Here is a 25540-nt window from a genome sequence, read left to right on the forward strand (position 1 = left end):
TCTTCGACTGAAAATTTTCTCCTTGACATAATCCTACTAATTTAAGGGGTTTAATTAGTAGAATCCAGTTCCAGGTTTTTAGGGGGCTAGTACAGGAATTTCAAAAGATTTTGAAAAGTTGTCTATTTATAGTGTAGTCTCAAATGAATATAATAAAACTTTTGATATAGATACTGTCTCCATTGGAAATGGTGGTGATACCGGTATTGACGGAATTGCTATAATTGTTAATGGACAATTAGTGGAATCTATTGAAGAGGTAGATGACTTACTCGATAAAAATAATTCACTTGAAGTTTCCTATATTTTCATTCAAGCTAAGTCCTCTTCAAGTTTTGATAGTGGGTCAATTAATACATTTATTTTTGGTGTTTTAGATTTCTTTTCAGATGCCCCTAGCCTTGTTAGGAATGATGACGTTATTAAACATGCTGAAATTTCTAACTACATTTACAGTAAAGCTCCAAGATTTAAACAAAATCCAGCATTAAAGCTTTATTATATTACTACAGGTAAATGGCTGGAAGACCAAAATCTAATGGCAGTAATAAATAACGGAAAGCAAAGTCTAGAGCAAACTAATTTATTTGAAACTGTAAGCTTTATATCATTCGGTGCACGTGAACTCGCAGGCGCTTATAGAAAAACAAAAGAAGCAATTTCAACTACTATCACTTTCATGAAAAGAATAACGATACCTAATATAAACGGAGTGTCACAGGCATATATTGGGCTTTTGCCTTTCAACGAGTTTAATAAAATTGTTTCTGATACAGAGGGTAATTTATTAAATGTTTTTGAGGATAATGTTCGAGATTTTCAGGGAGAGAATAATGATGTAAATGGAGGTATATCGCTAACAATTAATGGAAATGATTCAGAAATTTTCAGTGTACTAAATAATGGTGTAACTATAGTTGCAAGCTCTATTTCACCTACCGGAGATCAGTTTACAATAAAAGATTATCAAATTGTTAATGGATGTCAAACAAGTAATGTGCTTTATAATAATAGAAAAAGTTTAAATATTAATAAGGTTCATATTCCTGTAAAGCTAATTGCTACAAGTGATGATGAAATAAAGACAAGGATTACTTTGGCAACAAATAACCAGACTCCCATTAAAAAGGAACAATTAGCTGCTCTTACTGCATTCCAAAGAAGCCTTGAGCAATATTATAATTCTTATAATGGTGAAATGAAACTTTATTATGAAAGAAGAGCTAAGCAATTTAACTCTGATAATTCTGTGGTAAAATCTAAAATAATCACAGTTCCACTACAAATAAAATCATTTGCGTCAATGTTTTTAAACGAACCCCATTTTGTTACCAGTTTTTTTGGTAGTATAGTAAAGAGATTGAACGAAGAAAAAGGTCAAATATTTAATTCTGATCATGCATATTCTCCTTACTATACGAGTGCATTTGCTTATTACAAGTTAGAAACTCATTTCAGAAGAAATAATATTGATAAAACGTATAAAAAGGCGCGTTTTCATATTATAATGTTATTTAGAGTATTGTTTGAGAAGGAAAACTTGCCTCCCTTTAATAATATAGCTAAAATGGATAAATACTGTGATACTTTGTTATCTATTTTAGCAGATGATCATAAGTCATTATTAGCGTTTCAAAAATGTATTTCTATTATTAATGATGCTGATTTTGATATTAGTGTTAAGCAAGATTTAAAGTATGTTTATAAGACAAGAATCCTAATTGATTATGTTAGTAGACATGAAAGTAATTTATGATCACATTTGTAAGCGTAATAAATTTATATTAAAAATTGTTACTTCTGAAATATCTCCCATAACTTCACCCTAGGGTGATTTTCCAGACCAAAAGGCTTGAAAAAAACAGGTAGTGGGTTTTTGGCCTAATACGCTTCGTGAGCGGCGGATAGCTCATTTATCCGCCGGTTATGCAACTCCATCGTTTCTTCGTCCAACACAGCCGGTACTTTCTTCTTGCGTCCCATCTTAGAAATGACAATCCCTACACATGTACTATTCCTGCGGAATCGCAACGGCAATACCATGGTTTGCTAGATTGAAATACATAGCAACTACATAATGTACATGTTTAGTACTTTCTATAAATACAATATTCCATGCCGATAGGGCCTTTGTAATCAGTATACGGAACTATCTAAACGGCTTTAGGGACACTTGCTACGGTTTCTCCCTAAATCATCGACAGCATTTTCTCGGTAGCGTCCAGGCCTTCTTTGATGGTCCGGACGGAAGGCGTGCCGTGGTAGTAACCGGCCAGGTGCAGGGTGTCGTAGGCCTCGTTGAGGTAGGAAAGAAGCGTTTTGTTGTATTTTCTCAGGCGGGTGCGGTAGTCGTCGATGCTCCGGGGTTTGGTATACTTGAGCCCTTCTTTCTTTTTGAGGTACTCATCCACGATCATAAGGGTAGCATTGTAGGCCGTTCCAGATGCCATCTGAACGTACTTTATGTCATGGTATTCGTTTCCTTCCTTGCGCGCTTTGGTCCGGAGTATTTCCTTGGCATTGTCCAGATAGCGATTTATTTCACTGTGTGAATCCATTTGTAAAAGGCTTTTTACCAAAGATACAACAAGAATTTTGAAATTGAGTTGCTACTAGTTCCAACAAAGTGCCATAAACACGCCATGTTTGTAGCCCAAAGTACCCCCAATCCCGCCGCTAAAGCGTGAAATCCCCGAGCGCAGCCTTCCGTTTTTTCAACCGGCCCGACCAGATCCTTAGCTAGAAGAACGCCCGTAACGCCACCACGCCCAGCAGGGCTAGCAAGAGGCCGTACTTGGCCGGGCTGAAATTTTTGTTAACCCTAAATCCTTATTTAGTACCCCTACGGGCAATATCAAAAGATCCCACTACGGTGCCGTCATCAATGTACATTTTGGCGTCCAGCTGCTTGGCAGTGGCCTGCACTTTGATGATGGTCCGGGTGCCGCCTTTGGCGGGCCCGGGGCCGGTACCCCAGCCGCCGCCCACGAGTACGGGGTAGTGGTGCGTGGCGGGATTGGCCGGACGGGCCGCGTAGCGGTGTGTATGCCCCGAGATCGCCAAATCTACTTTTCCCTTATTCAGCAGGGGATTGAAAAGCTTGGCGCAGTGCTCTCTGCCGTGCCAGTCCTTGCCTTCAAACATCGGAATATGGATGAACACGACCCGAAAAGCCGCTTTCTTAAACGCCGGGTTCTGGATTTCGGACGCGAGCCACTGGGCTTGCTCCTCCCGGTAGGGGTCAAAGGCTACCAGGCCCGAATACTCGTCGTCCGAGTCGGGCTTGTCTTCACCCGAGTCAAGTACCACAAAACGGACCGGCCCGCGGGTGAACGCGTAGTAACAGCGCTCCTCGGGGTAGTCGAAGTAGTCAAACATCTGCCGGGCAAAATTCCCCCGGGGCTCGTGGTTTCCCTGCACCATTACAAAAGGCAGCGACGTAGAAAACATCGTATTGGACGGCGCGATAAGATCGCTCAGGATAGGACCCTCACCGTCGCAAAAGTCGAAGGCATCGCCGTTGTACACCACAAAATCGTAATCCTTTTCGGGAGCAAATTTTTGCAGCATTTCCGTGATAATGGCCGGATGGTTATGCAGGTCGTTGAATACCACAAAACTTATTTCGTCTTCCTTTTCGGCGGGCGTTTTGAAGGTAAAGGGACCCTGCTCGATGGTTTCGCCGAAGGTCACTTTGTAGGGCTTGAACGAGAGGATTTCCCTCGAAAAAACGCGGTATTCATAGTCGGTGTCGGCGGTAAGGCCGGTGACCCTGATCTTATTGACGCGGTTGTAAGCCTGGTTTAGGCCGTGTTTAGCGGAGGTTACTTTGCGGGGCGTTTCCCCTTTTTTGTTAATCTCGACCCAATTGTACGCCTTGTTGGAATTGACCCACATAATCGTAACGGCCTGCGCCGAGAGGGTCTGGAGGTAGGGGGCCGTCAGGAATACGTTGGGCTCGGCCACCGGGCTTTTTTTCGCTTCCAGGTTCACGACCGGCAACGCGCCGATCAGCCCGGCTTTGGAAAGTCCGCTGAGAAAAGTTCTTCTTTTGATGTTTTTGTTTTTCATGAAGTAAAGGTCTTGCTGCTTGATTTTGAGGCCAATACCCGGATTCGGCGGAAGGTCTGAGAGATGACTATTCTTCCACAGCGGGCGGGATAGGGGAGATGGCAGGCGGGGGTGGTCGCATCCATCCGACTTTTAAAGGTAGAACAAGAATTTTGAAACTGAATAAGCTACGGGTATTGACTAACTACTGGTAACTTTACCCCTACTTTTTTTGCGCGGGCTCATTAGGAAGAAATCAATAAGAACGAGCCGAATCCGTGCCGTAGGCAGGCGATGTTTATAGCCCAAAGTATCCCGTGAACCTGCCCGCGTGCCGCTAGGTACGCAACCCACCGCACGTTGCGTACCTAGTGGCACGCGGGTTCCCCACTTACGTCTTTTCTACAAACATTCGACCGCTACGCGGCCAGGAAGGCGCGTTGTTGATTTGTACGTTTGTATGTAAACGCTTCTGAATTCCTAAAGCACATCCGCGGTTTCAGCGCCCTTGCTCGTTGGTGAAATCCTCAAGCGTAGCCTTCAATTTTTTCAACCGGCCCGACCACATCCTTGCCTGGAAAAACGCCTGTAGGATGACCACGACCAGCAGGGCCAGTAGGAGGCCGTACTTGGCCGGACTGAAGCTGATCACCGAGGCGAAGAACAAAAGCAGGCCGAGGGAAGCCAGTACCCGCACCGCCGTGGAGAGCACGGCCAATCGTTTGAGCTTGGCGTGGTAGGCGGTCAGTGCGCGCAGCAAGTCGGCATCGGCGGCTACTTTCCGGGCGGCCAGGTACCCTGCCGCCGTGTGGACAAGCAGCAAAACCAGCGTGGCCACCAGGGCCAGGTTGGCGTATAGGGGCTTTTGGTGGCCGTCAAAAAAGTCATAATAAAAAACCAGCAGCAGCGAAAAAAAGAACGCTTCGATGGCAAACTGTCGGCGTATCTTCTTCAGTACCGGATGGGCCCGTTCGGCGCGCATTTTTTTTAGCTGGTCGGGTCCTTTTTTGGGGTTGGTTTCGGCGTTCCAGGCCGCTTTGAGTTGGTCAAATTCCATAGCTTAGCTCGTTAGCAGGTTTTGTATTTTTTTCTTGATCCGGTTGAGTTTTACGCCTACATTTCCCACCGAAAGGCCGGTTATCTCGGCGATTTCCTGGTAGCTGATGTCTTCGAGGTACAGGGCTATGAGCGAGCGGTCGGCCTCGTTGAGCTGTTTGAGGGCCCACAGCAGTTGCTCCTGCCGGACGAGTAGGTTTTCGTCCGGCGCGTCCGTTTGCTCCGGCAAAGTACCGGGGTAGTGCAGGCGAGGGGCCTTTTGGCGCAGCGAAGCCAGGGCCGTATTCAGCCCTACCCGGTACATCCAGGTCGTTACCTTGGCGCGTTGTTCGAAGCGCTGTTTGGAGCGCCAAAGTTGGTAGACGATTTCCTGAAAGAGATCCTCGCGGTCTTCGGGCGTGTCGCGGTAGAGGCGGCACAGCTTGTGGATGAGCCCCTGGTGTTGCTCGATCAGGGAGAGGAATTCGGGCTCGGTCATGGTTCCATACGCATAAAAAGGATGTTTTGCCCGCGCCCATCGGCGCTCACCGAGGCAATGGTACCTTCGTCGTTTCTTTGAAAGGTAAACGTCACGGACACTTTTTTGCCAAAAAACCGAAGCTCGGCCGACTTAAAAAGCTCAAATGGCGGATTCCCGCCCAGCTTGGCGTAAAGCTTGCCGTCGGCCGTGAGGATACGAAGTACCTGGCCGGAGGTAGTTTGGTACGCGCCGGGTAGTTGCGTAATATCTTGCTGGGAGGGTACTTGGGCCTCTAGTAGTTCGGGCATCGAAAAGGGCAGCTCCAGCATGATTTTTTCAAGATCTGCCCACAACTGGTTGACGGGTAGAGTCGACACGTTGCTGAGGATGATCAGGCTGGTTTTGGTCCGCGGGTACATCACCGACAGGGCCGAGCACCCGAAGGTACCTCCGCCGGTATAGCGCGCCTCGGGAAGTACCCCCGACGCCCCCCGCAGGTACCAGCCGTAGCCGTAGGGGTCGGTGTGGCCGTTGACACTTCCCGGATTTTGCACCGAAAAGAGCCGTTCTGTCACTTTGGGACTCGTCCAGGTACCTTCCATCAAATGCGCATTCCACCGCACTAGATCCGCCGCTGACGTATACAAATCACCGGAGCCTTTCATCAGACTCATATCCCGGTAGGGAGCTACCTGCAAGCTGTCTCCGGCCAGATGGTAGCCGCTGGTCATGAGAGGTACCACACGACCGGACGAATACAGGCCGGAAGCGCGCATGTCCAACGGCTCCAAAACGTGTTTGTCCAGAATATTCGCGAAGCTATCCTGGTAGATCTGCTCCAGGATCGTAGCCAGCAGGAAATAGCCCGGACTCGAATAGTGCGTACCGGTGCCGGGTGGGAAAAGGAGCGGCATCCCGAAGATTTCGGCCTGGGCCTGCGAAGCACTGAGCGGAAGCCGGGACTTCACGGCCCAGTAGTCGCGGATGCCTTCGTTGTGCGGAATCCCGGCGGTATGGGTCAGGAGCTGATGGAGGGTGATCGAATGCCAAGGGGCGGGGGCCTCCGGAAAAAAACGGCTCAGTGGGGCGTCCAGGTGTAGTTTCCCGTCTTCAACGGCCTTAACGACCAAAGCGGCCGTGAATTGCTTGGTAATGGAGGCGATCCGGAAACGGGAGGACGTACGGATCGGGGCGGCCAGTTCAACCGACGCCAGGCCGATGGTATCCACGAAGACTTCGGCGGGGGTACCTATGAGCACGATTCCCTGAAAACCCATCCGTTTTTGCTGGGTAAGGAGGTACTGATGGATCTTGGCCTGAACGTGAGGTTTAAGCTGGCCGTGCGCGGGCAGGGAGAGGAGGAAGAGGCCGCAAAGTAGTCTGCTCATTGATTTCATTCGTTTTTGGCAATTAGTAGGAAAAACCAGGAAATACTTACAGCGCAGGCGAAAAGGAATTCACGCGGGCACCATACAGGTACCTTAGTATCCTTTTTGGGAAGTCAACTACTGTACGTTATGAAATGGCCGCTATAAACCGTATTTTTACTCTCCGCGCTGAATGGACTATTTTATCCACCTCTATGAATAAACGTATGACGCTTTCTGGGCTCCGTTCGGTTTTATTACCATTTCTCCTGATCCTGCTCTTCCTACCTTTTCCCAGCCAGGCCCAGGATTGCTCCGGTAGGGTCAGCACATTCCGCTTCCAGGACTTTACCATCAGCGAAAGTAGGAGTGAGGGGGGCATTTTGTTTTCAACCTTAATTCTTCCCACGGGCGATACGGTTTTTAGCATTACCGTAACCTTTAAGGCCTGGATGTCCATTCACTCCTTTGATGATATTTGGCTCTTTCCCGGGGAAGATACCTGGCGACCCATTAAGGTAGGTATTACTAATATCCGCCACGGAAAGAGCGAAGGACGGTATATCTACACGGCCAGCGCGCTACTAACCGCCGCCGAAGCTTCCCTGCTAGCGCACCACAAGATAGGCTACGCCCAGATGGATCTGTTTATCGAGCTAGTACCGGACGCCCTGCAAACCGAGCTGAAGCGAGCGGCCTGTTGTACTTTTCTGGCTCAAGCGGCTGAGTAGGGAAAGAGGGTATGCCACCTGGTGAGGTGCCTGCCAAGCCCGCAAAGTACCTAATAATGCCTATACCGTTAGTGCGGGGTACTTTCGTAAACATATGTTTTCTAAAAAAGGAGATTTTCCTACAAAGAGTCATGCACCAAGCGTTGCACGGTTTCTGGGGCCGCGTAGGCAAACCAAGCCAAGGACACAAAAACAGTAGCGTATTTCCAACCTTTAGGTACCTTGCCGGGTCAATCCACGTAAAAAGAAGAAAGATGCGCTACGTACTTTGTTTACTGTTATTGGTAGGTACTTTCGCTTGCCAGAAAGATCGGGTAGGGCCGGAGCGGGTGGCCTTCGTCAGCGGCCAAGATTTTGCCCTATGTGGAGGCTGCGGGGGTTGGTTTGTGGACATAGTCGAAGGGGCCGACACGGCCCGCTACCGGGCCGATGTACCCGCGCCCTTCAATCAGGCAGGTACCCCGGTCTGGATTCGGTACGAGCGTGACCTCAGCGACGGCTTAAAAGAACACGGCCGGTGGATCAACATTCGGTCTATCCGGAACAGAAAGTAAGGGACGAAAGCGCTCTCTTGTACGCCTTTTCTGAAAAAGCACACCAAGTACCCTACCAAAAAAAATCCCGGAGGCAATACCCCCGGGCTTTCTATTTTTTGTATCATTCAACACTATGTCAGTGCTGAATGACAAATATATAATTGTTTTATATATCGAAATACGAAGGAGTGCTATTTTAACTATTTTTTTAGTCATAGTTTTACGCGCTGGGTACTTGCCCGGATTTCGTTGAGCAGCGTGGTGAGTTCTTGTACCTGCTCGGGGTACTTTTGGTAAAGATCCTGGCTTTCGGCGGGGTCGATTTCCAGGTTGTAGAGCTGCCCGGTGGGTTGGCCGGGCTGGGGCGTAAGTACCCTAGGCTCGGTAAAGCCGCCAGAGCCCAGGCCCTCGATCAGTTTCCAGGGCCCCCGCCGGATGGCATAAAAACCGTTGGAAGCGCTGTGCACGATCGCGGGCTGGTGGGGTACTTCCGGGCGGCGGCCCAGCAGCACGGGCAGGATGCTGTAGCTGTCCTCCACGCTTTCTTCGGGGAAAGGTACCCCCAGCAGGTCGGCGCAGGTAGCCAGGAGGTTGGCCAGGGTGGTGGGGGCGTCGCTCACCGTCCCCGGCTTCACCTTACCAGGCCAGCGCACCAGGAAAGGTACCCGGTGGCCGCCCTCGTAGATGTCGCCCTTCATGCCGCGTAGCTTTCCGGCGGCCCGGTGCCCGAAGCGCTCGCTGAAGGCGGGCCGCCAGAAAGGGCCGTTGTCGCTGGTAAAAATAACGAGCGTGTTGGAGGAAAGCCGGAGGCTGTCGAGCGTGCGAAGTACCTGGCCCACCTGCGCGTCGACCATCTGCACGAAGTCGCCGTACTCACCCGCGCCCGACTGCCCCCGGTACTGCTCGGAAGGTACCCAGGGCGTGTGCGGAGCGGCCAGCGCCAGGTACAAAAAGAACGGCCGCGCGGACGACTGCCGCCGCAGGAAATCCTGAGCCTGCCGGGTGAAGGTGGGAAGTACCTGCCCGAAGTCGAACGAAGGTGCCATGAGGCCCGCCCGCCAAAACGGCCCCGTATAGCCCGACTCCAGGCTGTTGCCTTCGGTATGGGCGGTGGGTAGTTCCGTCAGCTGGTCGTTTTGGAGGTAGCAGTAGGGGGGCATGTCCAGCGAGGCGGGCAGGAAGTACGTAGCGTCAAAGCCGAGCTGCCGCGGCCCCGCAAGCGGCGGCTGCGCGAAGTCGATGTGCTCGGGGTCCATCTCGGACTGGATGCCGTAGAGCGGCTGCTGAGCCAGGCTGGCGTAGGCGGGTTGGCTGGCCCAGTCGACGCCCAGGTGCCATTTGCCCACCATACCCGTGTGGTAGCCCGCCTTGTGGAGCAGGGCCGGAACCGTGAGGCGGTCGGGCTCGATGAGGCTGCGGCTGTAGCCCCGAAGTACCCCCACCGGCAGGCGGCTCCGCCAGGGGTAGCGGCCGGTCAGGAGGGCGTAGCGCGTGGGGGTACATACCGAGGAGGGCGAGTGCGCGTCGGTAAAGCGCATGCCTTCGGCGGCCAGGCGGTCCAGGTGGGGCGTCCGGATTTTCCCCTCGGGGTTATACACCGACAGATCACCGTAGCCCAGGTCGTCGGCCAGGATGTACAGGATATTGGGCGGGTGCTGGGTCGTGGCCTTCGGGTGGGTGCAGGCCAGCAGCAGGAGCGAAAGCAGCAGCGGGGCGGAGGTTCGGGCCCGAAAGGGGGGTACCTGTTTTAGCATGGAACGAGAAGGAGGTGTTGGGTAAAAGTACCTTAGCAGAAAGCCCGACACCTCAGCGCTCTACTCATGGAGGCATCCGCAGCCGTCGTTGATGAGGTACATGGCAGAGAAAAGGGGGTACTTATGCCCGTGCTTGGGCTGGAAGCGGCGGAGGCACGAAGTTTTTAGCCATTAGCGCTAAACGATGTGCTACCAACATTTCACCAACTATGAGTACCCCCGAAATTACCAAGGAAATCAATAGCTTCTTCTTACCCATCCTCATGGAGTACGGCCAGGTACCTGCCTGCGAGATTGACTTCACTTCCGAGACCCACGACGCCATGCAGATCCTGTACCGGGTCAATACCAAGGAGCCCTACGCCGCGGACCGGCCGCATTTTTACCTGAGCTATCCGGCTTTTCCCAAGAAAGACTGGAAAAAGATTTTTTACAATGCCTCCTCCATGACCAGCTTTCGGGACGAGCTATACAAGGCCATCAATGCCTACCTGCGTGGGGAATCGGTTGCCGAAAAATCGGGTTTTTTCCTCAGTCCGCAGCTTTCCGAGGAGGTCGAAGCGCTATACTCCAGCCAGGAGTAGGTGGCCAGACAGGTACTTTATTAAGAGAGCGTGCGTTGGTGATCTCCAGCTGCTGGGCAGGGGCGGCACGCCTGAGCCTTTAGGCGTGCGAGGGTACTTCTTTTCCCTTTTCGATATACAAAAGGGGAAGCGGAAGTACTTGTGGCTATTTTTTTGATAATCAATACGTTATTTTTTTGAAAAGCTTTCATTCGGGCGCAAACTGTGCTACCTTTAAGGAGAATCCAAGGGGAACGAATGCCTGCGTCATTTTTTCTGGTGCGAAGCCTTGATTTCAAATTGCCTGTTGCTACTGTTGTTGACTACCACTGCGCAAGGTACTTTGGTAAAAACATCACGATAGAGAGAAGTAAACGTACCGACGATGTTAGGCGGCCTGCCACCTGGGTTAGTGTCAATGGAGGTACTTTATGAGCTGGTTAGCAACCCGTCCGCACCAACGGCTACCGTATGCATACAGAATTCCTCAACGTTTTAAAAACTGATTCAGTAAACGAATGAAAGCACCTAGTACTAAGAAAGCCTACAAGTACCCTGTCCTTACCCGAAGAGGTACTTTGGCTAAGCTCACGTTGAAAACCGGTTCGCTCTCCGACAGCTTCTCGCCCTATTCGGCCTAGCAGAAGTAGGTTTGCCAACCATCGAAATCCAAACCAGTGGCGCTCTACCGAGAGGGGGAGCGCCACTGGTTTGGAGCGGCGCTTCGGGCGTTGCTATTATATCTGAGCCAAGACCGAAATAGGCTGAATAAACCAAGTACCTTTGTAGAATAAGTGAAAATGAAATAATAAACCAATCAACGATTTGTGATTTTGGAAAATTTGAAAGAAGAAATAAAGCTGGGAGATGTAGTATGGCTCAAATCGGGTGGACCCATCATGACGGCCAATAACTGGGATACCATGACCCGCTCCGAACTGGGCTTGAAATGCTACTGGTTTGTGCAGGGCCAACTCTGCGAGGGCATTTTTAGCTCCCACGCCCTCACCAAGACCGCGCCAGACGCGCCCGCCCAGCGCTAAACGGGTAGAGAAGGTACTTGGCGAAGCCCCGGCTTCTCTGGGGTACTTTGGAATGAATGATCCGTAGGTACTGGCCAAGGTACCTATCCAAAACAAGGGCGCCCCGAATTGGGGCGCCCTTGGCATTTGTTCATGAAGTGTAGTATATGCTGCGGCCGGTTAGAGGTCGGCTACTTCCTTACGGATTTCGTCTTTGGTCTTACCTACTTTTTGTTGCAGGCGACCCCACATTTCGTCCTCTTGTCCTTCGGCGTAGGTCAGATCGTCGTCGGTGAGTTCACCGTACTTTTGCTTGATCTTTCCCTTCAATTCGTTCCAGTTTCCTTTTATGGTTTGCTCGTTCATGACTTTGAATCGTTAAGTGTAAAAAAAGCTTCTGTGATTTTGTTGTACTGTACTCTCCCTAGTAAAAAGGTTGTTCCAAGGCCGTTTGCGATGGTGAAATGAGGATTTTGCCGGGTACCTGGTCGTGGGTTGTGAAAAATAGTACGCATTCGGAGGAGAAATAACCCACCGCCTGGCCCAGCAGAGGGTCCCTGAGCCTTCAGCACCATAAAAAACAGCGGTGCCGGACAAACCGACACCGCTGTTCCATACAAAGAATAGGTATTTTACAAACCAAACCCAAGCGCAAAGCCTTTGGTCTGGGCCGGGAAGTCGGCGACTTTGGTGGCCATGCCGTTCGTGAGGTTGATGGAATACAGCCCCGTGCTACCGCCCACGGTAAGGAGCGCGTAGGCGTTGCCGGAAGTACCCCCGATGTCGAAGCCGTTGGCGGCCTCTACGTCTACCCCCAGGTCACCGATCTCCTGCAAACCGCCGTCGTTGGGCGGATTCTGCATGTAGAGCTTGTTCGACTGGCTGTCGATATCGTAGAGCGCGGTGGTGGTGGCTCCGGCGAAGCTATTCGTATAGGCGGCTCCGTTCACAAAAGGTACCCCCATGGCCGGAGCCAGAATATTGAGCGAACCGTCGGTAAGCGTAGCGCCATTCGAAACGTCGATCCGCAGATTTTGACCCGTATTGCTCACCACGCGCAGGCGGTCGGGTACGGGGTTGAAGTCCACACCGAAGCTGGTACCACTCAGCATCACGCTCAGCGTAGCGCGTTCCGCGGCTTCACCGTTAGACAGGTTAATCGTATACAGTACGCTGTTGCTGCCCAGCGCATGCAGCTGGCCGTTGACGGGCCGGAAGTCGATGCCCTCAATGCTCACGCCCATGGGGAGCCCCGTGATGGGCTTCGTGATGAGGGTAAGCGGGTTAGACATGGGGTTGAAAATCAGCAGGTTGTTGGACTGATCCACGGCGTAGGCCACCGGGTTGGTGGGGATGGCGAGCCCGATGATGTTGCCCGAGGGTAGGTCTCCGAGTTTTTGCAGACGCCCGGTGGTAAGATCGACGTAGTTGAGCTCCCAGCTACCCTGAAACTGCACCGACGCGATGCCGTAGTTGTTGTTAGGGGCAATGTCAAAACCACCCACGGCCGTAATGTCCAGGCCCAACAAACCTATTTCCTTTAGGCCGCCGTCGTTGGGTGGGTCCTGCAGGTACAGCTTGTCGGTCATGGGGTCGATGTCGAACAACTGCGTAGACGTGGCGCCCGCAACGTTATTGGTGTAAGCTGCCGCCCCAATCATCGGGTTCATGTACCCCATGAGGGTACCATCTGTAGCCGCCACCGCGCCCGTTTCGGGGTGCAGGCGCAGGTTTTGGGTACTACTGGTTACCAGCCGGATGCGGTCGACGGTCGGGTTGAAGTCAAACCCGACGGTGCTGCCGCTAATCGCGGGCGTAAAAGGTCCGGAGCCCAGCGCCGTAGCGGCTCCCGACTGTAGGTTGATGTGGTAGAGCCTGCTGCTGTTGCCTATGCCGTAGAGCTGGCCCGTAGCGGGCCGGAAGTCGATGCCGAGCAGCAACTCGCCGCTTTGCAGGCCGGTAATAGTGAGCGTGCGCAGGGGCGTCTGGGTACTTTGTACGTTCAGTTCGTACAGCCGGTTGTCGTCGGTAAGGGCGTAAAAGATCTGGTCGGGGAGCTCGGGCGTTGGTGGCGGCAAGCGGTGATCCTGGCAGGCTTGAAGAACCAGTACTGCCCCAAGGGCGCAGGTAGCCAGCAGCTTAGAAAGCGAATGGGAGTTGAAAATCGTCATGGTTTCGTTACGTTAAAGTTGCGTTATGGAATGATTGTAGTCACTACCTACGTCACGAAGCCGCGTTTAGATTTCCTGGGGGTATTTTTTTAGTAAACGATTTGTGAAGAGAGGGGTACTTTTGCCTACCACAAAAGTACCCCTGCGGTGAGCAAAAGCCTCAGAACTGGATCCCAACGTTGAGGCCGGGCCACATCATCACGCGGGTTCGGCCGTTGATGAGCTTATTGTACACACTCCAGCCTACCCACTCCGTACCAATGGTGCCATCGGCGGTTTTGAGCTGCGATACCTGTACGTTAAAGGTAGGCGTGAGGGTGAGCGCTACTTGGTTATGGAAGGGAAAAATAAAGCTGGGGCGAAACTGATTCAGCTGATTGGTTTCTTTCCAGGAGGTTTTTTGCTCGTGGATCTGGTAGGAAAGTACCTCGAGGCTGAGCTGGTTCTTTTTGCCCAGGTCCAGGTTGGTCCCCAGGCCGTAGCCCAAGCCCCAGCGGGTATTTTTGGAGTCGGGTAGGGTCGCGCCCACCGCAAAGAGGCTGTAGAATTTCCGATTGCCACCCATTTTGTAGGCCACGTTGCCGTAAAGCACCTCGCCGCCCCACAGCTCCACGCGCCGGTAGCCGTCTTTGGCCAGGTTGATCAGTCCCAGCTGTACGCCGTCCACGTGGCCCGCTACGTTGATGAGCCCGATCTGCGCGCCCTTTACGTTTCCGGCCGAGACATTGACGATCCCGGCTACCTGGGTACCTTCCACCGCCTCCGCTATGTTGACGATCCCCGCCAATTGCGCGCCGTCTAGGTGCTGGGTGGCCACGTTGGCAATGCCCGCTAGCTGCGCGCCATCTACCCGCTGGGCGGCTACGTTGGCTATACCCGCAAACTGCACCCCGTCCAGGGCTTGGGCTACGTTGACGATCCCCCCAAACTGCGCTCCGGTTACTTCCTGGCGTACCAGGTTGGCAATCCCGCCGAACTGGGTACCTTTCACCGGTCCGCCCACGGCGTTGAAGAGCCCCGCCAGCTGGGTACCCCGCACCGCGCCGGTTTCGACGGCAAAGAGGCTGCTTAGCTCGACGCCCCGCAGGCCGCCACTGATTCCGCCCAGGATATTAAGGGAGAATCCGTTGACGTACCGGGTACTTTGCAGGCCGTTGGTGCTGAGCGGCGGCACGAAGCTCACCTGAACGGCGCGGTAGGTGAGCTCCGGCTCGGCCGGTCCCTCTTCCTGGGCGTACGACGAGGTACTGGCGGCGGTGCTCAGGGCGAGTATAAAGAGTACTTTTTTCATGGCTTTGGTTGGTAAACAGGCGTTCATGGATGACTCGTTGATTTGGTTTGGTTTCAGGACAACCATCGTGCGGTTCACCCTATTTTTTTTGTATTATTTTTTGCAAAGTACCCTGAGCAGGAGGCAGAGGTACTTTTTGCTTTTGGAAAAAAACAAGGAACGGTACTTTGGAAATACTTGTGCATCAGGAGGTACGTCTCAGGGAAGTACCTCTTGCGTACCCGTATTTAGAATAAGAAAGCCAGAAAATAAAAATAGCCCCGACGGGGGCTATTTTGGGAAAAGAGGAAAGAAAGGTACTTAGGGCTAAACGCTCTCGGCTTGGCGCTGAATGAGCTTGTCCAGCCGGATGAGGCTCTGCACCATGGCCCGCACGCTGTGGTAGTTGACTTTCCAGGAGTGGCTCATGTGGGTCCAGATGGACTCGCCCTGGCGGGTCAGGAGGGGCTTCCACTCGCCTACGCGGTGGTCGATGAGGTGGTCAAAAACGAAGCGGTGGGTGGCGTCGTAGGCTTTGAGGTACTTTTCGTCCTGGTACACGCGGTACGCGTCCAGCATCCCGATGAGTACCTCGGCCTGCTGCCAGAATTCCTTCTCGCGGTCGTAGACTTCCCCCGCGTGTGAGCCTTCTACGTACACGCCGCCGTACTCCCAGTCGATGCCATAGGCCACGGCGTGGTCGTAGGACTTCAGCAGCTGGTCGCGGTATTCGTCGTAAGCGATGCCCAGCACGTCGAGGGCGTGCATGAGCAGCCACGCAAACTCCACGTTGTGGCCGTAGCTGGTGTTGTCTTCGGAGGCGCTTTTGAAGCCGTCTTCCGAGAAGCGGTCCCAGCCCCACACAATGTCAAACTTGATTTGCGGGGCCACGCGCCAGTCGGCCCAAAACTGCGGAATCCCCGTACCGTACTCCGGGTGCATGATTTTGCGCACCAGCAGCTCGATGATCTCCAGGAGCTTACGGCGGTGGATCTCCTGGCCGCTGGCCTCGTAGAGCGTTGTGAAGGCTTCCATGAAGTGCATGTGTACGTCGAGCGTTTTGCGGTCGCCGCCCGCCGCGCCGGGGCCTTTCAGGGTCCAGTCGCGGTGGAACATCTCAAAGTACCCCCCGTAGTGGGTATCGGTGGCGTACTTTTGCAGCAGGTCGAAGGTACGCTGGGCGTACTCCAGGCCGCGCGGGTCGCCGGTGGCGAGGGTGTACTCGCTGAGGCTGTACATCACGAAGCTGTGGCCGTAGGCAATCTTCTCGTCAATTAGTACCTCGCCCCGGCGGTTCATGAGCCAGTAAAAGCCCCCGTGCTCGGCATCCCACATCTTCTCGAGCAGGAAATCCACGCCGTGGCGGGCTATGTCGGCGTAGCGGCCGTCGCCGTGCCCGGCGCGGTGGGCCGCCGAAAAGGTATAGACGGTGCGGGTTTGGGCGATCAGCGATTTTTCGTCCTCGCCCGAGTCGTTGCCGTCTTTGTCAAAGTGGGTAATAAATCCGCCGTGGGTGCGGTCAACGCAGCGGTTTTCCCAGAAGGGGAGGAGTTCTTCGGTGAGGTGCTGATGTACTTCCTGGCGGTATTGGGCTAGTATTTCTTGATTCATTACCTTTTAAAAAATAGCGTTAGGGGTTGGGTACTTGTCCATGAAGGAGGAAGCAGCAGCGAACCGCCGCCCTTCCTAACTAAGAACGGCAAAAGGCACGGAATGGACTACTCCGAAAGCCATCGAAAAGTACCCTACCAGGTACGTCCCTGGAGGAAACCGTCGAGCTGCTCGCGGGTCATGGGTACTTTGTCGGGGTTGTCTTTGAGCCACTGCAAAAAGTCCGTCTTGATGGTGTCGTTCCAGGCGGTGTCGATCTCGCCGGGCGTGTACTTGCCTTCGCGCAGGCGCAGGTGGCCAAAGGTATCTTTCAGAGCAATAAACTCGGAGTTGACCACGACCTTCTCGGCCAGGTGCGCCGGGATAAAAATGATGCCCTCCTTTTTGGCCAGAATCAAATCACCCGGCAGCACGGTGGCCTGCCCAATGCGCGTGGGGCAGTTGATGCAGCCTACCACCATGTTTTGGATGTACGACGGATCGTAGCCCCGTACCCAGGCGTTGAAACCCTGGATGGCTTCCAGGCCCTCCAGATCGCGCGCGGAGCCGTCGAAGATAACCCCGTTGCCGGATTTGGCATAAATAGAATTGCCCAGGTTGTCGCCAATGAGGGTACCATCCACAATTTTCCCGAAGCCGTCGGCAATGTAGATGTCGCCTTTGGTGAGCATGTCGATGGGCCAGGAGTTGCTCGCCCCCTTGCGATTTTCCTTTTTGCCTTGCTCCTTGATGGGGTTTTCCAGGTCGGGGCGCGAGGGCATGTAGGTGACGGTGAGCGCCCGGCCCGTCATGGGCTCGTCGGGACGCATGATCTGCCAGCCGCTCACAAACTGGTTGCGGTAGCCTTCGTTGCGAAGTACCCCCCAGGCTTCTTCCAGCGAAATTTTTTTGGCCCGCTCCAAAAGGGCGTCGGGTACTTTGGGGCGGCCGTCGGGTAGTCTTTCACCCTTCCATTCCTGCGAATAGGCCAAAATTTGCGCTTTGGTGTACTGCACCGACTGGGCCTTGAGATTGGAATAAAAGAAGGGAAAACTAGAAAATGCCAAGAGTAGGAATCGTCGTTTCATCGGCTTTATAGGTTATGATTGATGTACTTAAAAGGAATGCCTGTGATTTTATACCCATAGAATTTTTCCCTTTTTCTTTATACCTATATCAATACAATCAACCTGCATGTACCTATGAAAAAACGACTCCAGGAACTCCTCCAAAAAGTACCCGCCCGCCCCGGCGGTACGCCGCCGCCCGCCGCCGATACGCGGCGGGATTTTTTCCGGAAAGCCACCCTCGGCGGGCTGTCGCTGGGCATGATGTTTGACGGGCGTACCGACCAAGAGCTGGAATTCATCACCCAGAAAGTAAAACGCGACTCGCGGCCCTCAGACCTGAAAATCACCGACCTGCGCGTGGCTACTATTGTGGGGGCACCCATGACCTGCCCCGTAATCCGGATCGACACCAACCAGGGCTTGGTGGGCTGGGGGGAAATTCGCGACGGCGCCAGCCCCAACTACGCCCTCATGCTCAAGAGCCGCATCCTGGGCGAGAACCCCTGCAACGTGGAGAAGATCTTTAAAAAAATAAAGCCCTTTGGCAGCCACGCCCGGGGAGCCGGGGGCGTTTGCGGCATCGAAATGGCCCTCTGGGACCTGGCCGGCAAGGCCTACCATGTACCCGCCTACCAGCTGCTGGGCGGCAAGTACCGCGACGAGGTCCGGATCTACGCCGACACGCCGGAGGTAAAAACCCCGGCGGAGTTTGCTACCAAGATGAAAAAAGAACGCCTCGACAAGGGCTACACTTTCCTGAAGATGGATTTTGGAATCCAGCTGGTGGCGGATATGCCGGGCGCTTTGATCGGGGCCGATGGCTGGGACGTAAAACGCCAATGGAGCGGCGGCCAGCCCAAACGCCTGGGCGACTACGGCCTCACGCGCCACCCCTTTACGGGCATACAGATTACCGACAAGGGCCTGGAAGCCATGGCGGAGTACGTGGCGCAGGTACGGGAGGCCATTGGCTACGATATCCCGCTGGCGGCCGATCACTTCGGGCACTTCGATACCAACACGGCCATTCGCCTGGGCAACGCCATCGAGAAGTACCAGCTGGCGTTCCTGGAAGACCTGGTACCCTGGTTTTATACCGACAAATGGAAGCAGATCTCGGACGCCATCAATACCCCCACGCTCACGGGCGAGGACATCTACCTCAAGGAAGATTTCATCAAGCTCATCGACAGCCACGCCGTGGACATGATCCACCCCGACCTGGCGTCGTCGGGCGGACTGCTGGAAACCAAGAAGATCGGAGACTACGCCGAGGAGCACGGGGTACCTATGGCCATGCACTTTGCGGGGTCGCCCATTGCCTTCATGGCCAACGTACACTGCGCGGCGGCTACCGAAAACTTCATCGCCCTGGAGCACCACTCCGTAGATGTACCCTGGTGGGAAAGCCTGGTCAAATCCAGCAAGCCCCTGGTCGTAAACGGCTACGCACCCGTACCCGACGCGCCGGGGCTGGGCGTGGAGCTGGTGGAAGAGGTAGTAAAAGCCCACCTCAAGCCCGGTACCAAACTCTTTGCGCCCACCACCGAGTGGAACACCAAAGACTCCTGGGACCGCGGCTGGAGCTAGCCAGCTAGCAGAGGGTATAAAAGAGGTAGTTGGCGGGTACTTCCCTTCGCGAACTACCTCTTTTTTATGGTAAAAAAATCGTCGCTCAGCCGGCATGGCCGGTACTTTTACTGGGCCGGGGAGAGGCTACGGTCGGTTGTGGTGTTTTATCTTTTCGTTAATCCCTAAAAGCACCGGACTAAAAAGCGTTACTTTGTTTCGTCCGGGTACGATTTATGTATCCCTACAGGTACCTACCGTATCTCCCCAGTTATGACGCGCCCATGGCTCCAAAAACGGCTCAAGAAATGGGGTACCTTTCTCAAACAAGGTACCTCGATCCGGCAGCTCGCCTGGAGCCTGACGCTGTCGCTGCTGCTGGGGGTATTCCCGCTGATCGGTACCGCTAATTTCATCATCACCCTGCTGGCCGTGCGGTACAAGCTCAACCTACCCCTGATGCTGGCCATCAGCTACGCGCTCTACCCGGTGCAGATTTTGCTGTGGGTACCTTTCCTGCGCGTGGGCGAAGGGGTACTTGGCCTGCCCGCCTTCCCCATCACCTGGGAGCAACTCCGGGCTAGTTTCGATCTTGGTATTGGCTTTGCCCTCAATCATTTCGGGCTCGCCATGCTCTGTGCTACCCTGGGCTGGCTGCTGCTGAGTGGCGTCGTGATGATGGGGTTTTACCATGTATTCAAATTTATCCTCCAAAGACTGCTGCCCATTCAGCGTAAAAAAGAGCAGCTCGAGGCCCAGACTACTTCGGCTGATTTGGACGCCTGAGGACGCGGCTGGTTGAACTTGTCGGCGAAAAAAGTACCTTTTGATTAAATTAATACCCAATTTTGCGACCAGCCAAGTACCCTTTTATTGATTCCCATGACCAATTCTGACATCATTGACCAGCTGGAACTCACGGCCAAGCTGATGGAGCTACACGACGTCGACGCCTTCAAGATCCGGGCGTACAGCGCGGCGGCCTTTAACCTGGACAAACTCAAAGACCGGACCATCGCCGAGCTGTCGCTCGGGGAGCTGACGGCCATCCAGGGCGTAGGGAAAGGCGTGGCGGCGAAGATCGTGGAAATGGTGGAAACGGGACATGTCAAGGAGCTCGACGAGCTGCTGGCGCAAACGCCAACGGGGGTACTTGAGATGTTCAGGATCAAGGGCATTGGGGCTAAGAAAATTGCGGTGATCTGGCGGGAACTGGGCATCGAAAGCCTGCGCGACCTGGAGCTGGCCTGCGAGACGGGGCAGATCGCGAAGCTGAAAGGATTTGGCGAAAGTACCCAGCAGAAGATCCTGGACTCACTGGCGTTTTTGAAAGAGCAAGTAGGGAAACTCCGCATGGACCAGGCCGCGGCCCTGGCGCAGCGGGTACTTACAGACTTGCAGCAGCAGTTCGAGCGGGTGGAGCTAGCGGGCGAGGTACGCCGCCACACCGAGACGGTAGGTACCCTACGCCTGCTGGTGGCCTCGGACGCGCCGGTGCGCGTGCAGGGTACTTTGAACACGCTGGATTTTTTAAGCCAGGACGCGCCGGTTTCGTCGCCCTTTGTGTGGCGGGGCAAGGCTTATGACGCCCAGGTGCGCGTGGAGATCGCGGCGGTGCCGCCCCTGCGGTTCGAGAATGAGCTTTTTCTGCAAACCAGCGCCGAAGCGCATCTGGCCCTAACGGGTACCGACGGTCGAACGCTGCTCCAGGTAGGAAGGGGAGAGCCCGTGGCGACGGAAGAGGAAATTTACCAGAAAGCGGGCTTGCCTTACGTAGTACCCGAAATGCGGGAAGGCCTGGGCGAGCTGGCCTGGGCCGACAAACATAGTGCCGACGAACTCGTGACCTGGGACGACCTAAAGGGGATTTTGCACAACCACAGTACCTACTCCGACGGCACCCACACCCTGGAGCAAATGGCGCTCTACTGCCGGGAGCTGGGGTTTGGGTACCTGGGCATGGCCGACCACTCCCAGAGCGCTACCTACGCCAGCGGCCTGCGGCCCGAGCAGGTACTTCGCCAGCAGGCCGAGATCGACCAGCTCAACGCCCGCTTTGCCGCCGAAGGAAGTACCTTCCGGGTGCTGAAAGGCATCGAGTCGGATATTTTGGGTGACGGCGCGCTGGACTACCCCGACGAGCTGCTGGCTACCTTCGACTACGTGGTGGCATCGGTCCACAGCAACCTCACCATGACGGAGGAGAAAGCCACGGCCCGGCTGCTGCGCGCCATCGAAAATCCCTACACCACCATCCTGGGCCACCCCACGGGCCGCCTGCTGCTGACGCGCGGCGGGTACCCCATCGACTACAAAACGATCATTGACGCCTGCGCGGCCCATAACGTGGTGATCGAGATCAACGCCAGCCCCTGGCGGCTCGACCTGGACTGGCGCTGGATACCCTATTGCCTCGAGAAAGGCGTAATGCTGAGCATCAATCCCGACGCCCACGCTAGGGAAGGGTACTTGGATATGCACTACGGCGTCGCCGTGGCCCGCAAGGGGGGGCTTACCAAAAATAGGACGTTTAATGCATTGTCCCTAAGTGAAATGGAAGAATTTTTGAAGAAAAAGAAGGGTACTTAGAGGGCCCCGTTTCTTTCTTTTATGGCCCTGGTGCGCTGTTTTGGGGGTTAGCTACCAGGATTTGGTAAAAAAACAGGAGGGCTCCGCAATCCGCGGCTACGGCGGTGTAAGTAGAAACAGCAGGCCGTATTCTTGTACTAGCAAAAATATTGACTTAGCCAGCCCATGCCGTTTTTTACAACGCGTTTATCCCGCCTGCTTGTCCTGTTTCTTGTATCCATCCGTCTGGCTCTGCCAGAAGCTTCGGCGCAGTCGACGGCCTCTATTTCACTATTCGGCACCGTCCGAAATGCTACAACCCAAGAGCCGCTGGCTAACGCCAATGTATTCCTGGTAGAAAGCCGACGGGGCGTCCAGACCGACCGCAAAGGCTTTTACCTGCTTTCGATGCGTCCGGGCGAGTACACGCTCAAAGTGTCGTTGGTAGGGTACCAATCGTACACCACGACCCTGGACCTGAGGGAAACCCGCTCGCTAAACATTGACCTCTCTGACGACGTCAAGCTGCTGGAGGAGGTAACCGTGACCAGCGATAAACCCGAAGAGAACATCCAAAAAGTAGAAATTGGGGCCTCCCGGCTGACGATCCGGAGCATTCAGAAAATCCCGGCTTTCATGGGTGAAGTGGACGTGATGCGCAGCCTGCTGATGCTGCCGGGCGTCAACACCGTAGGGGAAGGTACCACGGGCATCAACGTGCGCGGCGGGAGTATCGACCAGAATCTGGTGCTGATGGACGAAGTACCCCTGTTCAATACCTCGCATTTGTTCGGCTTTTTTTCGGTTTTTAACCAAGATGCCGTGCGGGATGTCACCCTGCAGCGCGGCGGTATTCCGGCGCGGTACGGCGGGCGGGCGTCGTCGGTGCTGGACGTGCGCCTCAAGTACCCCAACACCGAGCATTTTTCAGGCAGCGGCGGGATCGGGCTCATCTCGAGCCGACTGGCGCTGGAAGGCCCTCTTATCAAAGACAAACTTTCGGTGCTTCTGGCCGGGCGGGCCTCGTTCAACGATTTTCTTTTTCGGCTGGGGCCGGTCAATCTGCGGGGTACCCGGGCCAATTTTTACGACGTGACCGGCAAGCTCTATTGGAAAATCAACGAACGCCAGGAGCTGACTTTCTCGGGCTACCGCAGCAGCGATTCTTTCAAGATTCCCTCCGACTCGCTTTCCAGCGTAGAAGTAAATGCCTCCTCGGCCCTCTTTGGGTACCAAACGACCAGCGGCACGCTTCGGTGGCAGCATCAAATTCGCGAAAACGTAACCTGGGAAGTCGTGGGGGCCCTGAGCCGCTACCGAGCCTCCACCACCGTACCGGATTCGTCCAATGCCCTCGACCTCGTTTCGTCGGTAGACTACCGCAGCACCAAAGTACAGTACACCAACCACGCCGATGACCGCCACAAGTACCTGGCCGGGCTCAGCGTGGTCAGCTACGGCATTCAGCCCAATACCCTCACGCCCGGCCCTTTTTCCAACGTACTACCGGTGGCTCTGGAGGCCGAAAACGCGGTGGAGATCGGCCTGTACGCCGAGGATGAATGGAAGCTGTCGCCCCGGCTGTCGGTAATCCCCGGCCTGAGGTACTCGCATTTTTTGCGGCTGGGCCGGGCGCGGGTGTATCGCTATGTCCCCAATGTACCCCTGTCTGAAGACGTGGCCACCGAAATAGACGCCTACGAGGCCGGAGAGGTAGTACAAGCCTACGGGGGTTTGGAGCCGCGGCTGGCGCTCCGCTGGACGCTCGACCCGGCGACGTCGATCAAGGTGGGGTACAACCGGATGCGCCAGTACCTGCACCTGGTCTCGAACACCACCGCGGCGCTGCCCACCGCCCGCTGGACCACCAGTAGCCCGTACGTGAAGCCCCAGATCGTGGATCAGGTATCGCTGGGGTTGTTCCGAAATTTTAAAAACGAAACCTACGAAACCTCCGCGGAGGTATATTACAAAAAGCTGCAAAATGCGCTCGATTACAAGGATGGAGCCGACCTGGTGCTGAATCCCGCCCTGGAAACGGGACTGCTGCAAGGCGAAGGCCGAGCCTACGGCCTGGAGATGATGGCCAAGAAAAACACGGGTTTCTGGACGGGCTGGGTGAGCTACACCTACGCACGTACCTTTTTGCGCATCAACGGCGCTTTTCCCGAAGAGCGCATCAACAGCGGCAACTGGTACCCCGCCAACCACGACCGCCCCCATACGCTCAACGCCATGGCCATCTACCGGCCCAGCCTTACCGTAACGGTGGCGTTCAATTTTACCTACAGCAGCGGCAGGCCCGCTACGTTTCCCTACGGACGTTTTACGGTATTTGAGCCCACCATTTACGGGGCCAATGTACCCATTTACGTCAATCGTAACCAGGACCGGATTCCCGACTACCACCGGCTCGATTTTTCCATCACCTTTGATCAGGACCCGGCCAAAAAGCCCGAACGAAAGTGGAGAAGCAGCTGGGTGTTTTCTATTTATAACGTCTACGCGCACAAAAATGCCTTTTCGGTATTTTACAGCATAAGGCCCTACTCGCTGGAAGACGCCTACAAGCTGTCCATCTTTGCGACTATTTTTCCTTCCCTGACCTACAATTTTAAGTTTTGATGATCCTGAAAAATAAATATAACCCTAGCACGCGGCGCTGGTTGGGCTGGCTGTTGATGGGACTGGCGGGCTGCGTGACACCCTACGATAATAAACTGGATGTGAGACCGGCGGGTATTGTGGTGCAGGGCTTTGTGTCCAATCAACCCGGCCCTTACCAAATACAGATCAACACACCGGCACAGTACGAGTACAGTAGCCTGAGCTTTGGCGTGAGAGGCGCTTCGGTGTACATCACCGACGACCTCGGCCAGCGCGAAGACCTGATTGAACTACCTACACCCGGCGTGTACCAGACTCGTAACCTCCTGGGCCAAACGGGACGTACCTACCAGCTGCACATCGTAGCCAATGGCAAAACCTACGAATCGAAGCCGGAGCTGCTACGGGCCGTGAGCTCCATTGAAAAGGTATACAGCGAAAGCTACCGCAACGTAAATCCGATCACCCGGCAAGACCAACTGGGCGGTTGGCGGGTGTACATCGACACGAAAGATGCGCCCGAGCAGGGAAACTACTACCGCTGGAATTGGGTCCACTATGCACAAACCAGCCAGTGCGGGGTTATTATGGAGGGCGGGCAGCCCAGATATAGTGTTTACTGCTGTACCGACTGCTGGAATATTTTCCGTTGTACGGGGCCCGGCTGTATCAACGTAGCCTCGGATGCGCTCATCAACGGCAACATCCTAAGCCGCCAACTGGTGGCAGAAGTACCCGTGGGCTGCCGCGACCGGTACTACCTGGAAGTAGAGCAGCAGGCCATCTCGCGGGAGGCGTATGTGTACTGGAAAACCGTGAAGCAACTGCTGCAAAACACCGGAGGCGTGTTCGACGTCGCCCCCGCGGGCCTACAAGGCAACCTTCGTTGCGTCAGTGACCCCAGCGAGCAGGTTTTCGGTTTTTTTGAGGTAGTAGGCATATCCCGGGTGGGGCACTACGTAGACCGCACCCAGAGCGAACGGACCCTATGCCCCATGCCGTTACCCAGTCCGTCAATGCCTCCTCCCTGCCTTCCTTGCCTGGAAAGCGCCTACCGCACGCCTAAAGAACCCGCTTTTTGGGTTAAATAAATTTACCGCCAAGTACCCCGCCCGCCAGGAAAGCTACCCCCCTTCTCCACCGGATCGGACCGTCG

Annotated in this window: 22 protein-coding genes; 11 read left to right on the forward strand and 11 right to left on the reverse strand. The window is 54.4% G+C overall.

The genetic code is table 11. The features are described 5' to 3' along the window. Nucleotides 1-118: 118 nt before the first annotated feature. Entirely contained in the window at nucleotides 119-1756 is a 1638-nt protein-coding gene (locus tag HNQ92_RS27550; RefSeq protein WP_221307567.1) for an AIPR family protein, read from the forward strand. Nucleotides 1757-2189: 433 nt separating this feature from the next. Here the strand turns inward: HNQ92_RS27550 and HNQ92_RS27555 are convergent, their stop codons facing one another. The 5 genes from HNQ92_RS27555 to HNQ92_RS27575 all read right to left on the reverse strand — a co-directional run bounded on the left by HNQ92_RS27555 (nucleotide 2190) and on the right by HNQ92_RS27575 (nucleotide 6954). Then, entirely contained in the window at nucleotides 2190-2558 is a 369-nt protein-coding gene (locus tag HNQ92_RS27555) for a DUF5618 family protein (RefSeq protein WP_184179717.1), read from the reverse strand. Between the two features lie 271 nt (nucleotides 2559-2829). Beyond that, nucleotides 2830-4071 (reverse strand): purple acid phosphatase family protein, encoded by a 1242-nt coding sequence (locus HNQ92_RS27560; protein WP_184179719.1) that lies wholly within the window; start codon nucleotides 4069-4071, stop codon nucleotides 2830-2832. A 478-nt stretch (nucleotides 4072-4549) separates the two neighbouring features. Further along, complete coding sequence (locus tag HNQ92_RS27565) at nucleotides 4550-5107, reverse strand: hypothetical protein (RefSeq protein ID WP_184179722.1); 558 nt, start codon at nucleotides 5105-5107, stop codon at nucleotides 4550-4552. Between the two features lie 3 nt (nucleotides 5108-5110). Then, nucleotides 5111-5584, reverse strand: coding sequence for an RNA polymerase sigma factor (locus HNQ92_RS27570; protein ID WP_184179724.1), 474 nt, complete (start codon nucleotides 5582-5584; stop codon nucleotides 5111-5113). After that, entirely contained in the window at nucleotides 5581-6954 is a 1374-nt protein-coding gene (locus HNQ92_RS27575) for a serine hydrolase domain-containing protein (protein ID WP_184179727.1), read from the reverse strand. Before HNQ92_RS27575 ends, HNQ92_RS27570 begins: the two co-directional genes overlap by 4 nt. A 206-nt stretch (nucleotides 6955-7160) precedes the next feature. Here HNQ92_RS27575 and HNQ92_RS27580 point away from each other — a divergent pair, with 206 nt between their 5' ends. Both HNQ92_RS27580 and HNQ92_RS27585 read left to right on the forward strand, forming a co-directional pair. Further along, nucleotides 7161-7664 (forward strand): hypothetical protein, encoded by a 504-nt coding sequence (locus tag HNQ92_RS27580; protein ID WP_184179731.1) that lies wholly within the window; start codon nucleotides 7161-7163, stop codon nucleotides 7662-7664. Between the two features lie 254 nt (nucleotides 7665-7918). Beyond that, entirely contained in the window at nucleotides 7919-8218 is a 300-nt protein-coding gene (locus HNQ92_RS27585) for a hypothetical protein (RefSeq protein WP_184179734.1), read from the forward strand. Nucleotides 8219-8412: 194 nt separating this feature from the next. Here the strand turns inward: HNQ92_RS27585 and HNQ92_RS27590 are convergent, their stop codons facing one another. Then, on the reverse strand, nucleotides 8413-9954 hold the full coding sequence (locus tag HNQ92_RS27590; RefSeq protein ID WP_184179737.1) for a sulfatase family protein: 1542 nt from the start codon (nucleotides 9952-9954) through the stop codon (nucleotides 8413-8415). A 209-nt stretch (nucleotides 9955-10163) separates the two neighbouring features. On the opposite strand from HNQ92_RS27590, the gene HNQ92_RS27595 reads away from it, so the two are divergent. The 3 genes from HNQ92_RS27595 to HNQ92_RS27600 all read left to right on the forward strand — a co-directional run bounded on the left by HNQ92_RS27595 (nucleotide 10164) and on the right by HNQ92_RS27600 (nucleotide 11560). Beyond that, nucleotides 10164-10538 (forward strand): hypothetical protein, encoded by a 375-nt coding sequence (locus HNQ92_RS27595; RefSeq protein ID WP_184179740.1) that lies wholly within the window; start codon nucleotides 10164-10166, stop codon nucleotides 10536-10538. Nucleotides 10539-11035: 497 nt separating this feature from the next. After that, entirely contained in the window at nucleotides 11036-11158 is a 123-nt protein-coding gene (locus HNQ92_RS29015; protein ID WP_281380786.1) for a hypothetical protein, read from the forward strand. Between the two features lie 192 nt (nucleotides 11159-11350). Beyond that, nucleotides 11351-11560 carry a DUF2158 domain-containing protein gene (locus HNQ92_RS27600; protein ID WP_184179743.1) on the forward strand — a complete coding sequence of 70 codons (210 nt, stop codon included), beginning with the start codon at nucleotides 11351-11353 and terminating at the stop codon, nucleotides 11558-11560. Between the two features lie 159 nt (nucleotides 11561-11719). Here HNQ92_RS27600 and HNQ92_RS27605 read toward each other — a convergent pair whose 3' ends face one another. The 5 genes from HNQ92_RS27605 to HNQ92_RS27625 form a co-directional block, all read right to left on the reverse strand. Next, a complete protein-coding gene (locus HNQ92_RS27605) occupies nucleotides 11720-11905 on the reverse strand; it encodes a CsbD family protein (protein ID WP_184179747.1) in 186 nt (61 codons plus the stop codon). Nucleotides 11906-12171: 266 nt separating this feature from the next. Continuing rightward, nucleotides 12172-13710 carry a DUF4394 domain-containing protein gene (locus HNQ92_RS27610; protein ID WP_184179750.1) on the reverse strand — a complete coding sequence of 513 codons (1539 nt, stop codon included), beginning with the start codon at nucleotides 13708-13710 and terminating at the stop codon, nucleotides 12172-12174. A 160-nt stretch (nucleotides 13711-13870) separates the two neighbouring features. Continuing rightward, nucleotides 13871-15001: a hypothetical protein gene (locus HNQ92_RS27615; protein ID WP_184179753.1), complete on the reverse strand. Its 1131-nt coding sequence runs from the start codon at nucleotides 14999-15001 to the stop codon at nucleotides 13871-13873. 306 nt (nucleotides 15002-15307) lie between these two features. Continuing rightward, nucleotides 15308-16591 carry an AGE family epimerase/isomerase gene (locus HNQ92_RS27620; protein ID WP_184179756.1) on the reverse strand — a complete coding sequence of 428 codons (1284 nt, stop codon included), beginning with the start codon at nucleotides 16589-16591 and terminating at the stop codon, nucleotides 15308-15310. A 134-nt stretch (nucleotides 16592-16725) separates the two neighbouring features. Continuing rightward, the gene (locus HNQ92_RS27625) at nucleotides 16726-17658 is read right to left on the reverse strand and encodes an RraA family protein (protein WP_184179759.1); all 933 of its coding nucleotides are present in this window, start codon (nucleotides 17656-17658) and stop codon (nucleotides 16726-16728) included. A gap of 114 nt (nucleotides 17659-17772) precedes the next feature. On the opposite strand from HNQ92_RS27625, the gene HNQ92_RS27630 reads away from it, so the two are divergent. From HNQ92_RS27630 to HNQ92_RS27650, 5 genes are all read left to right on the forward strand, one after another. Beyond that, nucleotides 17773-19230 carry a mandelate racemase/muconate lactonizing enzyme family protein gene (locus tag HNQ92_RS27630; protein WP_184179762.1) on the forward strand — a complete coding sequence of 486 codons (1458 nt, stop codon included), beginning with the start codon at nucleotides 17773-17775 and terminating at the stop codon, nucleotides 19228-19230. 252 nt (nucleotides 19231-19482) lie between these two features. Further along, nucleotides 19483-19995: a DUF2062 domain-containing protein gene (locus HNQ92_RS27635; RefSeq protein WP_184179765.1), complete on the forward strand. Its 513-nt coding sequence runs from the start codon at nucleotides 19483-19485 to the stop codon at nucleotides 19993-19995. Between the two features lie 96 nt (nucleotides 19996-20091). Beyond that, nucleotides 20092-21798 carry a DNA polymerase/3'-5' exonuclease PolX gene (locus HNQ92_RS27640; protein ID WP_184179768.1) on the forward strand — a complete coding sequence of 569 codons (1707 nt, stop codon included), beginning with the start codon at nucleotides 20092-20094 and terminating at the stop codon, nucleotides 21796-21798. Between the two features lie 165 nt (nucleotides 21799-21963). Further along, the gene (locus tag HNQ92_RS27645; RefSeq protein ID WP_184179771.1) at nucleotides 21964-24402 is read left to right on the forward strand and encodes a TonB-dependent receptor; all 2439 of its coding nucleotides are present in this window, start codon (nucleotides 21964-21966) and stop codon (nucleotides 24400-24402) included. After that, complete coding sequence (locus HNQ92_RS27650) at nucleotides 24402-25475, forward strand: DUF4249 domain-containing protein (RefSeq protein WP_184179774.1); 1074 nt, start codon at nucleotides 24402-24404, stop codon at nucleotides 25473-25475. The genes HNQ92_RS27645 and HNQ92_RS27650 overlap by 1 nt, the downstream gene beginning before the upstream one ends. Nucleotides 25476-25540 lie beyond the last annotated feature (65 nt).

This window comes from Rhabdobacter roseus (assembly GCF_014202275.1).
Lineage (GTDB): Bacteria > Bacteroidota > Bacteroidia > Cytophagales > Spirosomataceae > Rhabdobacter > Rhabdobacter roseus.